The sequence below is a fragment of the Spirosoma lituiforme genome (assembly GCF_054776635.1).
The window spans coordinates 1,648,086-1,664,534 of the sequence record NZ_BAAHBO010000001.1 but is presented as its reverse complement, the minus strand read 5'-3'; the positions used below and the strand labels follow the sequence as shown (position 1 = coordinate 1,664,534).

The following is a 16,449-nucleotide window of genomic DNA, read 5'->3' as shown; positions in this document are numbered from 1 at the left end:
TAAACTTTTCTAGTCCCGATAATGGCCCGCCCGTTATCGGGATTTTTAGTTTCGCTGACCGGGGTTTGGCTTCTCTGTCAATTACGAAATCCGCGTTCGTCTGTATCGGGTCGGTTTAACCCGTGCAGAACCCAATTCGATTTTGTAAAGACTCCATTGTTCGGGTAACTTCGCTGAATGAATACAGACTCAACGCCCCTGCCTGAGCGGGTTCGCCCACGCGTTCTCGATGATGTAATTGGCCAGCGCAAACTCATTGGCCCATCGGGTGCACTGCGCCGGGCCGTCGAATCAGGCCGTTTGCCTTCCATGATTTTATGGGGTCCGCCGGGCGTTGGTAAAACAACACTGGCGTTGCTGCTGGCCGAGGCTGTTAAACGCCCCTTCATTGCCCTAAGCGCCATCAATTCGGGCGTCAAGGAAATCCGGGATGTACTGGGTCGGCCGAGCGGGTTGTTCTCCCCGGTGGTATTCATTGATGAAATTCATCGATTCAATAAAAGCCAGCAGGATGCCCTGCTCGGAGCGGTTGAGAAAGGGCAGATTACCCTGATCGGTGCTACTACGGAAAATCCTTCTTTCGAAGTTAACAGCGCCTTGTTATCGCGTTGTCAGGTTTATGTACTGGAAGGGCTCAACCGGGAGGAACTGATCCAGCTGATTGACCGGGCCATTGCGCAGGACTCGTTCCTCCGAACAAAAAAGATTACTGTCGAATCGTACGACGCCTTGCTGCGGTTATCGGGCGGGGATGGGCGTAAACTGCTCAATTTGCTGGAACTGGTCGCTTCGGCGCACGTTTCTGCGGACCCCCTGACCATCACCGACGAGGGCGTAACCTCCGTTGCCCAGCAGAACATCGCCCGCTATGATAAGTCTGGCGAACAGCATTACGATATTATTTCGGCCTTTATCAAATCCCTGCGGGGCTCCGATCCCAACGCGTCTTTGTACTGGATGGCGCGTATGATTGTGGCGGGTGAAGACCCGGTTTTCATTGCTCGCCGGATGCTGATCATGGCCTCCGAAGACATTGGCAATGCCAACCCAACGGCTCTGATCATGGCTTCCGAAGCCGTGCAGGCCATTCGGGCGATCGGGATGCCGGAAGGCCGGATTATTTTATCGCAGGTGGCGGTATACCTGTCCACATCGCCCAAGAGCAACGCCAGTTATGTGGCTATTGACGAAGCTATTGCGCTGGCTGAACAGACCGCTCATTTGCCCGTACCCCTCCACCTGCGAAATGCTCCTACAAAACTGATGAAAGAGATTGGCTACGGAAAAGAGTACCAGTATGCTCACGGTTACGAAGGCAATTTTGCCCTCCAGAACTTCCTGCCCGATGAATTGAAAGGGCGCAAATTGTACGATCCCGGCCGTAATGCCAGAGAAGCCGAAATTCGGCGGAGTTTGCAGAAATGGTGGGGCGACTGGTATGGGTACTAAACGGGAGTGAGACTAGCGAAATAATTTACGCTTGAGTTTCTGCCAGCGGGAAGGTGACTTGATAGTACAGATACCTCCTGTACTAATTGTGACGACTTTTCCTTGCATCTCAATTAGTTCACGCACAACAATATCATTGAGAACATAGGTCATGATCGACGGGGAAGCGCTGAATGAACTTGTTTTTGGAATATAACCCTGGCTATAAACGTAGGCCGTCATATCAGAAGTGAACGGTTGACAGGAAACCTCTAGTTTAAAATGACCGGCACTGTCGGTTTGCGTTCTCACGTAATCGGCGAGTCGTCCAATACTAACGTCAGCACTCTGCACCGGCACAAGATTTCCGCTCGAATCCAAGCTCATAACACGCCCGCTAATCGTCCACTTTTTGTCTAAACCGGACGCGTATTGATCAGGCTCTGATATCGCGTTGGTGTCAGTTCGAATGGTAGTCGGACGAGTCGAAGCTGTTTGTACGGACTGGTCGCTTTGTCCAGGTTGCGCTTTGGCCGTTTGCCAGCCTACTAAACTCATCGTCAGTACTCCGATCCATCGACGCCAGATCTGAACCGTCTGTTCAGTTGACGTAGCTAATGGACGATTTAGCTGTTCGTCGCGAAAACGTCCGCAGCTTGCTTCGGTCGTCTTGCTGAGACGCCTTACTAATTCCTGATCAGAAAGAGCCGTGTAATCGACGACTGTTTTCTGGCATTGAGCACAAAATCGGCCCTGTTGGTTGGGTTGCATGTCGTCCCAGCGTTCAGGACAGGGACTTGGAATCTGGACGGTAATAGAACGCATACCATTTTTATTAACTGTGTAACTGACGAACAGAGCCGCTGTTTTATTACCCCCAATCTACAGAAAGCCAAGAATAAACTAATCTTAAGTGCGTTAAAAAGTGCTATATATTCTTTGATTGAGCTAGCATTCATTCGCTTTTCTGTTGAGCCTGTTTAACGCTTCGAAAATTAAAAACGCTACTCAAGAGAAAGTTTAAAAAGCTTCACTGAATTGTAAGCGATTTGACGTTCAACGGCCCGGTTGAGCGATGATAACAACGTCCTGCAAGGGCGATGGGTTGGGGTTGATCGGGGAGTCGGCCAGGGGTATGGCTATACTACCAGTTGTCCGCTCGTAGAAAAATCCGGTAAACCGGCCCACACTTCCCTCATAGTCAGAAGAGGCCCTATTTTTTAAAAGAGAAAACTGGTAGTCAGCGTTGGTCAGTCTGACAAATACTTCTTTACTAAGGGTAAACCGTGAGCCCTTACGCCAGTAATCTGTTTTTATCGTTAGCTGATCCGAACCCGTTGCCTCCAGGGTTATCGTGAAATTAGTCACCCCGATTTTGTTGATGCCGGGCCTGTACCCCGCCGGACCCGGTAGCACAGAGAACAGCGTATCGCCCGATGCTATGTACGCCGTAACAACATACCGGCCCACGGCTCCGGCAGCTACACCCGTAAGCTTATCGTCGGACTGACAACTGAGGAAGCCAGCAAGCGCAACAAAAAAGAGAAGCCTACTAATCGAATTGGCGGCTATATGGTTAATAGTCAATGATGCTCTTGTTAGGTGAACGGGGTGTCAGTTGCAAAGTAAACAGAGAACAGATAGAATGGATAGGTGTATCTGAACAGTTTTTATGACGGACAACTTTGACGCGTTTCATCAGGCTATTCTTCATCTTAATCCAGGCGTTACCGACCAGGAGTGGGCCTACTTTCAACAAGGATTAACGTGGCATAGTCTGGCTGCGAAAGACTTTTTTATCGAAGCCGACAAGCCGAACCAATGGCTGGGTTTCGTGACCAGCGGACTCATTCGGGGCTATTACGTGAATGAGGCTGGCGAAGAAATTACCACCTTCTTTGTTACTGAAAATAGCTGGGTTACCGATTATCCGTCCTTACTGATGCGGAAGCCCAGCCGTTATAATTTTCAATGCCTTGAGCCAACAACATTGGTTCGGGTTTCTTATGGGCACATACAAAGCGGCTACGCCCAGTTTGTGGGTTTCGAACGAAATGGGCGCCTGATAGCCGAAGAAATTCTGAAACAGCAGCAGCAACGAATCGAAAGTTTTCAGTTCGATTCGGCAGAGCAGCGTTACCTTGATTTTATTCGGGAGAATCCAAGCTTATTCAACCGGATTTCTCTCACGCACCTGTCCTCCTATCTGGGTATCGAGCGCCCTTCACTCAGCCGCATTCGCCGAAAATTAGTGGGTCTCTGACGCTTTGTAACCTAGGTTACACGTGGGGTCTGGTCGCCAGAATACCTTTGTGTATCACTAAAACGCAACGGCTATGTATCACTTCATTGTTAAACAAAAAGTAAGAAAATCGTTTGAGTTGGTCAATCAAAGGCGCTTTACGGAACTGGTCAACGATATGGCACTCAATGTACGCCACAGCTTTGCCGGTGACCACGCCCTGGGTGGTGTCCGCAACGATCAGGCTGCTGTTAAAGCGTGGCTGGAACGGCTGGGTCGAGTAACACCCAACCTGCACATCACCATCAATCACATCAATGTTGAGGGATGGCCGCACCGTACGTTAGCGATCGTTCGCTGGACGGCTACGGCCACTCTCGAAAATGGAGACCCGTACCTGAATAAAGGCGTTCACTTCATTACTTTAAAATGGGGTAAAGTTATCGAGCTGGATGTGTACGAAGATACGCTGGCGGTTTTTAACGGGTTGGAGAAACAGTATAAAGCCGGGATACTGGAAGCTAAAGCTCCTCAGATCATTAGCTAATGACATTATTCGCCATCAGCTATAACAACAAGCCACTTATTCCATGAGCCGGACTTCTAACACAATAGATTAGCGCCGTCTTCCGGCTGGACCAGAAGACAGCGCCATAAGCTACCGCTGAACAGAATCTACCGCTGAATTAACAGGCGCAGTGTAGTTGGTGATTGCCCGACCGGCACAAGCCGAATCAGATACAGGCCGTCAGGTAACTGACTAGTGTTAAGACGATATGGCTCTGGGGGAGCAACATCCAGTTTTGTTTGCCAGATCGTATGGCCCTGCAGATCGTTCAGGTACATATCCACCGATTGTTGAGGGGCGGAGCTGAGGTCAATCAACACATGGTCTCGGGCCGGGTTGGGCCATAGCCTGAAAGAGACACTCGCTTCCGGAGCACCTGATCTGGCTCCGTTCGAACAAGTCCTCTCGATAATGCTCCATTGCTGTTGGAATCCGGTGCCCAGCGGCATCTGACTCATGGAGGCCCCCTCCGCCAGACTGGCGTTGCGAACCGAGAGCGCCTTGCCCGAGTTACGGTTGAGCAGGCTGACGTAGCCCTCCCCGTTGCGTACCAGCCGCCACTGCTGATGCGAGCCGCCCCAGTAGGTCCACTGTTCCAGCAACGCGTCATCGGCACTCGAGCCACCCGCCACCTGGATGGCCTTCTGGGTGGCCAGGGTGGTGATGCTGACGAAGCCGCCGTCGGTGGGGGTCATTCGCCAACCCTGGCTGAGCTTATTGGCGTCGGTTAGCTGGAGGATGGGGTCGGCGTCGTTCTGGGCGGAGGGACCGACGGCGAGCACTTTACCGCTGAGCCGGGAAACGAGCCGGTAGCACTTGTTGGCTTCTACCGCCGAGACCGAACCCGGCGACGAGGACGTGGTTGATGTCGGCGTCGTGCTAACTTCTACTCCCCCCGACCAGCCGTTACCTGCACGCGTATAAACCCGGAAATAATAGGGCTGCCCCGCTGTCAGGTCTGTTACGACCACTGACGCCGAGGTTCCCTGAAAGAGTACCTTGCCGCCCCCGGGCAAACCAGAGCCATTTCCTGTGAAACTGGCGTTGGCGGTGTAGCTGGTCTCCAGAGGCAGGTCCGTTAGAGCAGAGCCAGCTTTGCCTACCACCAGCACCTTGTCGAAACTGAGTGTGGGGTTGGTCCAGTTGAGCCGCACACTGCTGCTACTGAGCACTGTAGCCGTCAGGTTGGCGATATTTAACCTGGGCGAACTGCAGTCCGGGTAAATCTTAACCGAATCCTGAGCCGACAGATTGTTGTAGTCGGTCACCTTCACTGTTATTACATAATAATAGTCATCCCCATCGCAGCCCACGGGCGAAATGTCGACAACCGGATTGGTGCCGGATGTAGTTTTGATAAGCTGTTCGCGGTTGTTGCGACGCAGCTTTACCTGCCAGATCTGGGAGCTGATGGTGTTACCGGAGACCGTAGCCCCCAGAGTATAACTGGTGGCCTTGTCGAGCGGGTATTTGGCGTTATTGACCGGATTGATAATTTTGACCGTCGGACCGCCGTTGCTGAGTTTGACGTAAAACGTCTGAACCGGACTGCGCAGTCCCTTGCTGTCGATGATCGTCAGTTGCACCGTATAATTGAGAATTAGCCCGACGCCCTGACTACCAGCCCTGGCGGTAAACACTTTCACCGGGTTGGCTTCGCTGGAGTAGCTACTGCCATCCCCAAAGTTCCATTCGTAGGTAATCGGATCCCCGTCAGGGTCGTACGATTTGCTGGCTGTAAAGGTCACGCTCAAGGGCGAACTGCCCGTTAAGGAGGTCGACGTAGCTACGGCTACAGGTGCCTGATTCGCAGCAGGTGTGTCAGTGCAACTGCGTTCCTCAATGCTCCATTGCTGTTGGAATCCGGTGCCCAGCGGCATCTGACTCATGGAGGCCCCCTCCGCCAGACTGGCGTTGCGAACCGAGAGCGCCTTGCCCGAGTTACGGTTGAGCAGGCTGACGTAGCCCTCCCCGTTGCGTACCAGCCGCCACTGCTGATGCGAGCCGCCCCAGTAGGTCCACTGTTCCAGCAACGCGTCATCGGCACTCGAGCCACCCGCCACCTGGATGGCCTTCTGGGTGGCCAGGGTGGTGATGCTGACGAAGCCGCCGTCGGTGGGGGTCATTCGCCAACCCTGGCTGAGCTTATTGGCGTCGGTTAGCTGGAGGATGGGGTCGGCGTCGTTCTGGGCGGAGGGACCGACGGCGAGCACTTTACCGCTGAGCCGGGAAACGAGCCGGTAGCACTTGTTGGCTTCTACCGCTGAGACCGAACCCGGCGACGATGGGTTGGCTATTGCTCCTGATACGGTAATTTGGCTCCCCAACAGGCAGAGAAGGCCGAGAAAGAGTCTGTAACCAATGGTGTACAGATTCGAAACGAATGTAGAGATTGAATGCATTGATAGAACAAATATGGGTTAGATTATTGTGGTAAACCGGTACGGCGGCAAGTACCGGATCTTCGCGCTCAACTACCGCCAATTCTGTTGCAGACTTTATCATTCTCGTTTCATTTCGCCGATTAAAGGCCTGAAATGCGGCTGTTTTATGAAGAATCAGCTTTTTTCTGCGATAAAATCATCGGGTTGATGAGGGAAACTACACCCATAACAAGGCTGCCCGCCTGTGCAGGATTGGAACGGAAACGGGGGGCGCAACCGGTATCCTGCAAGCCCCGATGAGGATTACTGATATGAAACGGGTTGCCCTAAAGCAGGGTATCTACCAATAAAAATGCCCTGTAAAGGGCATCTTGAGTGATCATGAAAGATGGCGCGGAACTAGTCTGGATTCGCTGAGCGAACAGAAGGTTTGCCATACTGGGAGGGCAATACACCGTAGCGTTCTTTGAACAGCTTGGTAAAGTAAGACGGGCTGTTGAAGCCGACCGCATACGCAACCTGCGTCACGCTCTCTTCCCGATCCGTCAGCAACTGGGCAGCTTTCGCCATGCGGATATCCAGAATGTAATTCGTCGCTGTTGTGTTGATCAGTGCTTTCAATTTACGGAACAACTGAGTTCGGCTGATATTGACTGCTTCGGCCAGCATTTCTACGGTAAACTCCGGGTCGTCAATATGCTGTGTCACTACTGATGATAGGCGATCCAGGAATTTCTGTTCAGCGGCTGGCAGGCTTGCTTTAGCCGGCTCGGCCTTGGCTACGCCAACCATCGATTCGGTTCCTGCGTCGGTATATCGCTGACTTAGACGCTTGCGCTGTTCAACCAGATTACGTACCCTAATCTCAAGTTCAACCGGATTGAAAGGTTTGGTCAGGTAATCATCAGCCCCCAGTTCAAACCCTTCGATGCGGTCTTCTACCATTGTTTTTGCCGTGAGCATCACAATGGGGATATGACTGGTGACTTCCTGCTGCTTCAGCAAGCGACAGAAGTCGAATCCATTGAGCCGGGGCATCATCACATCGCAGATGATCACATTTGGCAAACTGGCAGTTGCTTTTTCCAGACCGATCTGGCCATTTTCGGCTTCGATGATCTGGTAGTCGGCTTCGAACACCGTTCGCACATAAGCCCGAATTGCTGCATTGTCCTCAACGATGAGCAGCATGTTATCGGTAGAGGGAATTCGAGCGGGAGTTTCGGTCAGATCGTCGGGGCGAGTTGCCTGCCCGGTGGCTGGTTCAGGCAGGTCGGGGTTAGTTTCCGTCAGTTGCCGCTCCGCACTCACCAGTGGTAAGCGAACCTTGAAACTGCTGCCTACTCCTTCCGTGCTGGAAACGGTGATCGTACCGCCAAGGACTTTCACCAGCTCACTGACCAGCGATAGCCCAATACCCGTGCCTTCGTACAGGCGACTGGATTTACTGTTGACCTGATAAAACCGCTCGAAAATAACGGCCAGATTCGCGGGTGCAATGCCGATGCCACTATCTTCAACGGTAATCAGCAACTCGCCAGTCGACTGTAGGGATGGATAGTCGACCCGCAGATGAACCTGCTTGCCACTGGGCGTAAACTTAAAGGCATTCGAGAGTAGGTTAGTGATTATTTTTTCGATTTTGTCAGCATCGAAATTAGCCTGCAGGTGAGGATATGGCTGCGTGAACGAGAACTGTATCTGCCGACTTTCGGCCAGTGAACTGAATGAACTGGCTAAGGTTCTGAAGAATGCACCAATATCGCCGGTTTCCAGAATTGGACGGAGTTGCCCCGCCGACAGTTTATTGAGGTCCAGGAGCTGGTTGATCAGGCTGAGCAGCCTGTTACTGTTTTGCTCCATCAAATCCACTACCGGAGCTGTCAAGGTAACTACCTGCTTTGTTCGAAGTTGCTGCCTCAGCGCGGTCAGTGGCCCCAGAATCAGCGTCAGTGGGGTGCGAAACTCATGGGAAATATTCGCGAAAAATTGCGTTTTCAGGGCATCCAGTTCTGCTAGTCGCCTGGCTTCTTTCTGCTCAAAAGCCACCTGTTGCTGCAAAAACCAGCGTTGTTTCTGAAACTGGTATAACTGCCAGCCAACTACTATCAGGATAACGAAATACAGTACATAAGCCCACCAGCTACGGTAATAGGGCGGATGAATTAGAATAGTCAGCGGAGCCGACTTGCTCCAGCTTTCTCCATTGGCTGAACCTTCCAGCTCAAACGTATATGTGCCACTAGCCAACTGGTTATAATTAGCAAAGCGATTGGTGCCAGCCTCTACCCAGTCTCGGTCGATACCCGTCATCCGGTAGCGATACTGATTTTTGGCCGGATTTGTATAATCCATCAGGGCAAATTCCAGGGTTACCAGGTTTTGCGTATGCGACAAATCGAGTCGTTGGATCTGTTCTATGCTTTCAGGCAGGATGCCGTTGGAGGCACCCACGGCAACGGCTTCATTGTTGATCTTGAGCCCGATGAGCTGAACGGGAGGAGCCGGTTCGGCGCTCGTGGCAACTATATTTTCGGGCCGGAAGGCCGTTAACCCATTGATCCCTCCAAAGAGTAACTCGCCCGATGCCGTTTTAAAAAACGAACCTGTGTTGAACTCGTCGTCCTGGAGCCCGTCGGCCTTTGTGTAGTTTCGAAACGTGAGCGTTCGGGGGTTAAGCTGAGCCAGGCCCCGATTGGTACTCATCCAGAGATTTTTACGCTCATCGGCTAGCAGTCCGTAAACTACTTTGTTGGGTAATCGCTGCGCTTCGGTAAAGTGCCGGAACTGCCCTGTCTGTTTATCGAGCCGATCCAGCCCGCCCCCTTTGGTGCTTACCCAGAGATAATTGTCCGGTCGATCCGGATCGTCGATGGTGCTTGATACAAAATTGTTACTCAGGCTACCGGGCTTCGCTGTATCGTTTTTATAGATCGAAAAAACGGGTGTACGCTGCGGATGATCGATTCTGATTAAGCCATGCTGCGTACCGACCCAGCCTGTACCACGTTTGTCAAAATAGAGCGAATAGGTTTCAACGTCGGCCGCTTGCCTGGGCAACAGATTTTGGTAAGAAAAACTAGTAAAGGTCTCGGAAATCGGGTCGAACTGGAGGAGTTTTCCGCGCGTGGCCCCGATCCAGAGGTGCCCGCTGTTGTCTTCCCGAGTTTGATTACCTGTAAAACCAAAGGCTGTACCAGCGGGCAGTGGATAGGCCTTGCGCAATTGCCAGTTCTCCGAAAACTTAACGAACTGATGAGCCGTCGGATTGACCTCGGAAGCCCAGAAAAATCCCTGCCGATCCTGTATAAAGTAAGTTATCCGGTTGTGGTGCCCGGCCAGGAGCGGTAGCCAGCGATTCGTTGATCGGTCCAGCCTGCCAAAATCAAACTGATTCCGCACGTAGGTCTGTCCCCGGCGATCCTGCATCAGATAGGAGAGTGACGTATTTGGCAGGTAAGACTGGAACTGTTTGATGCGTGGGCTGAATTTACGCAGTCCATAGCCCGCCGTACCTACCCAGATATTACCGGTCTTATCGACAAGCAGTTTGGTGATACCAAACAGATTCGGGGGCATAGCCGCAAACGCATTGCGTTCGGAGAGTTGATCCTGCGCGTAGAGTTGCGCAGGCGACATAACCCACATAAAGTCGGGCGTTGCCACGGCTACTTTATCCGGGCCAAGTACGTCCAGATAGATATTGAAGTTTTTAGTGGGTGGCAACTTGATTTTCTTCCGCTTGGTCTGCTGCCAGGCGACGAGCGTATCGGCACTGAAGCCAAACCAGTAATCAGGTTGTTGGCCGTCGGGGGTTGCCTGAAACAAGGTGGCCAGAGCACCAAACCGCCTGATTGGCGAATAACGAGCTGGTTGCGGGCGCTGCCAGTTCAAGGCATATAGGTCTTTGGCAACACTGACCACTGCCTGACCATTACCGTGAAATGTAATGCGTGATGGTGCACTGCTACTGCTGGTTCCATCTAGCGGAAATGAAAACCGGCTGAACCGAACCTGGTTCGTGGCATCGGCCTGCCGGGGAAAACCGGTTTTGAGCGAATCCGGTAAAGTAACTTTAACGAGTTTATTCTGGCTGGTACCTACCCATATATTGCCTGCCGGATCTTCGGCCAACATAAAAATCTCGGTATTGCCGACACCGGCTGAAGCCGGATCGCTCATTTCTATATGGTGAAATCGCTGGGTTCTGTCATCATATACATTGAGCCCCCGGTTTACGGTGCCGATCCATAACCGTCCATGATGATCAACGAGTAAGGCTGAACAAAGGTTAGACGACAGGCTGTACTCGTTGCGGGCGTCCTGCGTGAAAACGGTGAAGTTATAGCCGTCGTAGCGATTCAATCCATCTTTGGTAGCGGCCCATATGAAGCCCTTCTGGTCTTGTTCAAGGTCATAGATCATCCCTTGCGACAACCCTTCGGATATTGTGAATTCCTGCCAGCCTTTACCAGCCTGAAAGCTGGACTGAGCCAGTAGGGAAATGGGGAAGAGAATGAAGAAAAAAAGGCTGCGTATCATCACCAGTACTTCTGTACTACCCAACTACGAAAACGAATATGTATTCGATTTTTCAGAAGCCATTAATCTCTGCTACTTCCTTGCTCAGCCTCTTTACCACCGCACCTGGCCGTCGCCGACAACAATCCATTTTTCGGTGACCAGCTTTTCGAGGGCGAACGGCCCGCGGGCGTGGAGTTTCTGGGTTGAGATGCCAATTTCGGCACCGAGACCAAAAACCCCGCCATCGGTGAAGCGCGTAGAGGCATTCGCGTAAACTGCGGCTGCATCAACTTCGAATAAAAACCGATCGATGAGCGCCTGGTTCTGCGATAGTATGGCTTCCGAATGGCGCGACGAATACGCCTGAAGGTGAGACAGCGCTTCGTCCAGACCGGCTACGACTTTCACGGCACACTTGTAATCTAAAAATTCGCGGCCAAAGTCCTCCTGTTGGGCGTGTTGTAGGTTTGTGTACCCCGCCTGCTCAAAAATGGGATAGGCCGTTTCGTCGGCGAAGACTTCGACGTTCCAGTTGGCAAAATCGGCGGTCAGCATGGGCAGAAACCGGGCTGCTATGGTTTCATCGACCAGAACACAGTCGAGCGAGTTACAGACCGATGGCCGGGACACGCGGGCGTTGACAACAATGGCAACGGCTTTGGCCAGATCGGCGCTTTTTTCAACGTAGGTGTGGCAGACACCGGCCCCCGTTTCGATGGTTGGCACCAGTGAATTTTTGCGGACGAACTGAATCAGAGACTCTGAACCGCGTGGAATGATAATGTCTACGTAGCGGGTCGCCGTCAGTAGTTCGTTGACAACGGCACGGTCGGGCGGGAGCAGCGTAACAGCGGCTTTGGGTACATTAAATTCAGCCAATACCCCCTGGATGAGGCCGACCAGATACCGGTTCGAAAAGTCAGCCTCTTTGCCTCCTTTCAAGACGCAGGCATTTCCCGACCGCAAACATACCGATGCCACATCGACCGTTACGTTCGGGCGCGCTTCATAAATGACGCCAACAACGCCCAGCGGCACCGTAATTTTTTTGAGCTGTAACCCCTGCTCGATGCTCCGGTTCAGCACAACCTCACCCGCCGGGTCGGGCAACACCGCTACCTGACGCAGGCTCGACGACAGATCGGCCACGCGGGATGCGGTAAGCTTTAACCGATCATACTTCGGGTCCGATGCAGGCATCCGGTCGAGGTCTTTCTGGTTTTCGGCTAAAATCTCGGCGGTATTTTCGGTCAGCACATCCGCCAGCCGATTGAGCAGATCCGTTTTCTGGGCCGGACTAAGTCGCCGAACAATGGCTGAGGCCTGTTGAGTGGCCTGAAGAAGGGGCGTAATGGGTGTCATGATCACAAAAGTACAATATCATTGGCATTGGCAACCTCAACGTTTTGCTGGTTAAGCTGTTGCATTAGCTGTTCGGATGAAATTCGGGCGCGGGCCACGGCCACTGTCGTTTGATCGTCGTCCGTGATTTCGATCATTTCGCCCATGGCAAATTCGCCGGTGATGGTGCTGACACCTACGGCCAGCAGACTCCGCCGTTGCTGCAGGGCGCGTACGGCTCCCGCGTCAATCTGGATACGGCCTACGGCCAGACTGCCACTACCAAGCCACCGGTTGCGGGCCGAAAGCGTATTGGCCTGGGGCGTGAACTCAGTACCGATTTCACGGCGTAATGCCCGACTGATGCTATCCGGGTCGTTCAGGCCGAAAATAACGACCCGGATTCCCATCCGGGTCGCCAGTTTGGCAAACGTTAATTTCGAGGCCATACCACCCAGCCCCAGCGCTGATTTCTCCGTTCGGACCACGCCGAACACCCGCTCATCGAAGTCGGTAACCTGCCTGATGATGTGGCCCGAAGCGTCCAGCAGGCCACCCACGGATGTGCAAAGCATCAAAGCTTCGGCCCCGAAACCGACCGCAATGAGGGTAGCCAGTTCGTCGTTGTCCGAGAATTTGAGCTCCCGGTTACTGACTACGTCGTTTTCGTTGGCGATCGGGATCAGATCGTTGGCCCAGAGTTCTTCATACGTCTGTTTCAGTTGCAGAAACTGATCCCGATTGGCAAAGTGATGGCGTTCGCACAGGCTTTGGGCAATGGAAATACCGTAGATGGAAAAAAAGCGGGAATACTGGTTGAGCAACAACAAGTTGCCAACGGCGGCAGCGGCTTTTCGCTGCGTAATGTCGCCCCGGTAATCCCGAATCAGGGATTTTCCGGCCCCGACGGCCCCCGATGACACCAGCACGATTCGGTAGTGGGGGTGCAACGCGGCTACCTGCCGGGCAATATCAACCATTACAGGTTCGTTCGGCTCGCCATTGGGTTTGGTGATGGACGCCGTGCCGAATTTAAGGACAAGAACGGGCTTAGTCATGGCGGCAAAGATACGGACCAATGCCGCATCACCGCGCACCTTACCTGGCCGGGTTCTGTTTAATCGCGGTCAGGGGCTCCGCAAAACGGGCTTTCTGGCGAAGGGCGGCCTTGAGTTGCTTCAGGTAATCAGCTTTGGGAATTTCAATGGCCCCATACCGACGGACATTGTCGTTGATGAACTGCGTATCGAGTAACGTAAAATGTTGCTGGCGCAGAATCAGAATCAGGTGATGAAAGGCCACTTTAGACGCATTGCTGACCCGGTTGAACATGGATTCGCCAAAGAAAGCGCTTCCCAGCGACACGCCATAAAGGCCACCCACCAACCTGTCGTCTATATACGTTTCCACGCTGTGTGCAAGGCCCATCTGGTGCAGTTCGGTATAGGCGCTGATAATTTCCTCCGAAATCCAGACACTATCATCGTCGGAGCGGGGGATGGCGCAGCAACGCATCACGTCGTTGAAAGCGGTATTGATACGAACCTCAAACTGATTGCGGTTAAGAATCGGGCGAAGGGATTTGGCCGGTTTGTAGGTAGCCAGCGGAATAACGGCACGAGGATCTGGCGCGTACCAGTAGAGCGTACCGTCGGCATCGGCCATGGGAAAAATACCATTGATGTAGCCGTAAACGAGATCGTCGGCGGTTAGCTTATCCATTAACCCGGTGAATGTATCCTGAGCAAAGATAAAACATTCGGGGACTATTTTGATAGCCGCAGACGATCGCCAACGAGCACATGAATTAGCCTGAGTCAGCCAATCTGGTTACCATAAAATGTATATACGTTCGGCTAATAGCGAAAATTTGTCATTTGACTAATATATTGCTTCGCGATTAAAGTTTATTTACTCACCATCATGTTCACGTTCTGGCTTAACCGACGCATTCTGTTGCTGACGGTTATCGTTGCCTTGTTAAGGCTGTCCACTGGGTTCGCCCAAAAAGTGAAAGACCCCGCCCCGGTCGTTAAATTCGGCCAGATTACCCACGACCAGTTCTCGTATTCCGTGGCAGATTCCACCGCCGAAGCCGTGGTGCTATACGATTATGGTGAAGTCACATTCAACCATGGCAGCGGTAGTTTGTGGCTGGAATCCCGCTATCATGTCCGGCTACAGATACGAAAGAAGTCGGCCTACGACCGAGCGACCATTCAACTGACAACTCGTCGTGGTAAAACGGGTCAGCATGAGTCAATCAGCGACTTCGAGGGCTATACGTACAATCTTGTCGATGGAAACGTTTCGATTGATCAACTGGGTAAGACGGGGCATTTTACCGAACGGGCATCCGACCAGTTCTGGATTGAAAAATACACCCTGCCCAATGTGCGGGAGGGATCTATCATCGACTACCAATACACGGTGCATACGCCATTTAATATCAGCTACAACCCCAAAACATGGCGGTTTCAGCAAAATATACCCGTAAAATGGAGCGAATACCGCATTACCATACCCGATTATTTCTACTATAAAATTCTGCAGAATGGGTATATACCCCTGGCCGTCAATACCCGTAAAACGACCTCGGTGGATTTGCTGCCGGGCCAGGGAGCCGTATCGGCATCCGCCTACCGGTTTGCGATGACTAACCTGCCGGCCTTTCGCGATGAAGCGTACATTACCACCGACGACGATTACCTGGCCAAGATCGAGTTTGAACTCGCCAGCTATCAGTTGCCGGGGGTAAGTGGTGCCGTGACCACTAATATTTCTGTTGGCTGGGAATCGATGGACAGAACCTTACTGAGTGAGTCGGGCTTTGGCGGCCAGTTTAAACGGGCAGCTTTCCTCCGCGACAAGGCAAAAGCCTTGGTCAGTCAATATCCAGACACGCTGGGCCGTATTACAGCCGCTTATGATTTCATCCGTCAGACAATAAAATGGAATCAGGTAGCCTCACTCTGGTCAGATAACATCAAGAAGGTATTTGACGAAAAAAAAGGTGATGCGGCCGATATTAACCTGATGCTGATTGCCCTGCTGCGGGAGATGGACATTGAGGCCAACCCGGTCATTCTCAGTACCCGTTCGCACGGGCGAATCAATGAAGCATACGCCCTGCTGAGGAAATTCAACTACGTTGTCGCGCACGTTTACGTTGGTGGAAAAGACATGTTGCTCGATGCTACGGATGCTTATCTGACCCCGGGTATGCTGCCCGTCCATTGCCTGAACGGAACCGGTCGACTCGTGCATCCAACTAAATCCCGGTTTATATCGCTGATGCCGGTAGAGCGTGATATTGATGTGCATACCGGCTCATACACAATCGACAGCAATGGCGACATATCTGGTACGCTTGTGCTTTCGCACGGTGGCTATAGTGCATTGCGGAGTCGCAAGTCGTTTACGGTTGAGGGAAAGACGAAGTACCTGGAAGGTGTTCAGAAGAAACGGACGGCCTGGCAGATTGATAAAGCTGACTTTACGGGAACTGATCAAAAGAGTACTTCATTCAATGAAGCCTATACCATCACGATACCCGAAGCGTGTGGCAGAGCCGGCGACCGTCTTTACTTCCGACCGATGCTGACGGAAGCCCACGGCAACAGCCCGTTTAAAGAACTGGAACGGCTCTACCCGGTCGATTTTGGAGTCTTGATTGACGAGACCTTTACGGCTACGTATACCCTGCCAAAAGGGTATCAGGTGGAAGAAATGCCGAAATCCATTTCTATGGTTTTGCCCGAAAACGGCGGTCGTTTTATGTATCAACTGGCCGTCAACGCAGATAATCAGGTACAGGTGGTCAGTCGGATTTTACTGCGTAAAACGCAGTTTTCGGCTGATGAGTATGGGTCACTACGGGAATTGTTCAGCCGGATTGTGGCAAAACACGCCGAACAGGTGGTGTTGAAACGGGCTGATCTGTCGGAGAAAAAATAACCACA

At 52.3% G+C, this 16,449-nt stretch carries 11 protein-coding genes; 4 read left to right on the top strand and 7 right to left on the bottom strand.

Annotated elements, in window-relative coordinates; all coding sequences use genetic code 11:
* The first annotated feature begins 177 nt into the window (after positions 1-177).
* A complete protein-coding gene (locus ACYU87_RS07075) occupies positions 178-1,449 on the top strand; it encodes a replication-associated recombination protein A (protein WP_461133322.1) in 1,272 nt (423 codons plus the stop codon).
* 12 nt (positions 1,450-1,461) lie between these two features.
* On the opposite strand, the gene ACYU87_RS07070 is transcribed toward ACYU87_RS07075, so the two are convergent.
* Positions 1,462-2,253, bottom strand: coding sequence for a hypothetical protein (locus ACYU87_RS07070; protein WP_461133321.1), 792 nt, complete (start codon positions 2,251-2,253; stop codon positions 1,462-1,464).
* Between the two features lie 231 nt (positions 2,254-2,484).
* Positions 2,485-3,015: a hypothetical protein gene (locus tag ACYU87_RS07065; RefSeq protein WP_461133320.1), complete on the bottom strand. Its 531-nt coding sequence runs from the start codon at positions 3,013-3,015 to the stop codon at positions 2,485-2,487.
* A gap of 85 nt (positions 3,016-3,100) precedes the next feature.
* Between ACYU87_RS07065 and ACYU87_RS07060 the strand changes: the two genes are divergently transcribed.
* Positions 3,101-3,691 (top strand): Crp/Fnr family transcriptional regulator, encoded by a 591-nt coding sequence (locus ACYU87_RS07060; RefSeq protein ID WP_461133319.1) that lies wholly within the window; start codon positions 3,101-3,103, stop codon positions 3,689-3,691.
* 73 nt (positions 3,692-3,764) lie between these two features.
* A complete protein-coding gene (locus ACYU87_RS07055) occupies positions 3,765-4,217 on the top strand; it encodes a nuclear transport factor 2 family protein (protein ID WP_461133318.1) in 453 nt (150 codons plus the stop codon).
* Positions 4,218-4,345: 128 nt separating this feature from the next.
* On the opposite strand, the gene ACYU87_RS07050 is transcribed toward ACYU87_RS07055, so the two are convergent.
* The 5 genes from ACYU87_RS07050 to aat all read right to left on the bottom strand — a co-directional run bounded on the left by ACYU87_RS07050 (position 4,346) and on the right by aat (position 14,209).
* Entirely contained in the window at positions 4,346-6,640 is a 2,295-nt protein-coding gene (locus ACYU87_RS07050) for an RICIN domain-containing protein (RefSeq protein ID WP_461133317.1), read from the bottom strand.
* A 381-nt stretch (positions 6,641-7,021) separates the two neighbouring features.
* Positions 7,022-11,164, bottom strand: coding sequence for a hybrid sensor histidine kinase/response regulator transcription factor (locus tag ACYU87_RS07045; RefSeq protein WP_461133316.1), 4,143 nt, complete (start codon positions 11,162-11,164; stop codon positions 7,022-7,024).
* Between the two features lie 93 nt (positions 11,165-11,257).
* On the bottom strand, positions 11,258-12,508 hold the full coding sequence (locus ACYU87_RS07040; RefSeq protein WP_461133315.1) for a glutamate-5-semialdehyde dehydrogenase: 1,251 nt from the start codon (positions 12,506-12,508) through the stop codon (positions 11,258-11,260).
* A gap of 2 nt (positions 12,509-12,510) precedes the next feature.
* Positions 12,511-13,545, bottom strand: a complete 1,035-nt coding sequence (gene proB / locus ACYU87_RS07035) for a glutamate 5-kinase (protein WP_461133314.1) — start codon at positions 13,543-13,545, stop codon at positions 12,511-12,513.
* A 40-nt stretch (positions 13,546-13,585) separates the two neighbouring features.
* Entirely contained in the window at positions 13,586-14,209 is a 624-nt protein-coding gene (gene aat, locus ACYU87_RS07030; RefSeq protein WP_461133313.1) for a leucyl/phenylalanyl-tRNA--protein transferase, read from the bottom strand.
* A 201-nt stretch (positions 14,210-14,410) separates the two neighbouring features.
* Between aat and ACYU87_RS07025 the strand changes: the two genes are divergently transcribed.
* Positions 14,411-16,444 carry a transglutaminase domain-containing protein gene (locus tag ACYU87_RS07025; protein ID WP_461133312.1) on the top strand — a complete coding sequence of 678 codons (2,034 nt, stop codon included), beginning with the start codon at positions 14,411-14,413 and terminating at the stop codon, positions 16,442-16,444.
* Positions 16,445-16,449 lie beyond the last annotated feature (5 nt).

Bases quoted from the DNA above. Each gene is read 5' to 3' on its own strand.
- ACYU87_RS07045 (WP_461133316.1), bottom strand. From the start codon at position 11,164: ATGATACGCAGCCTTTTTTTCTTCATTCTCTTCCCCATTTCCCTACTG.
- aat (WP_461133313.1), bottom strand. From the start codon at position 14,209: ATGGATAAGCTAACCGCCGACGATCTCGTTTACGGCTACATCAATGGT.
- ACYU87_RS07070 (WP_461133321.1), bottom strand. From the start codon at position 2,253: ATGCGTTCTATTACCGTCCAGATTCCAAGTCCCTGTCCTGAACGCTGG.
- ACYU87_RS07055 (WP_461133318.1), top strand. From the start codon at position 3,765: ATGTATCACTTCATTGTTAAACAAAAAGTAAGAAAATCGTTTGAGTTG.
- ACYU87_RS07050 (WP_461133317.1), bottom strand. From the start codon at position 6,640: ATGCATTCAATCTCTACATTCGTTTCGAATCTGTACACCATTGGTTAC.
- ACYU87_RS07075 (WP_461133322.1), top strand. From the start codon at position 178: ATGAATACAGACTCAACGCCCCTGCCTGAGCGGGTTCGCCCACGCGTT.
- ACYU87_RS07040 (WP_461133315.1), bottom strand. From the start codon at position 12,508: ATGACACCCATTACGCCCCTTCTTCAGGCCACTCAACAGGCCTCAGCC.
- proB (WP_461133314.1), bottom strand. From the start codon at position 13,545: ATGACTAAGCCCGTTCTTGTCCTTAAATTCGGCACGGCGTCCATCACC.
- ACYU87_RS07060 (WP_461133319.1), top strand. From the start codon at position 3,101: ATGACGGACAACTTTGACGCGTTTCATCAGGCTATTCTTCATCTTAAT.
- ACYU87_RS07025 (WP_461133312.1), top strand. From the start codon at position 14,411: ATGTTCACGTTCTGGCTTAACCGACGCATTCTGTTGCTGACGGTTATC.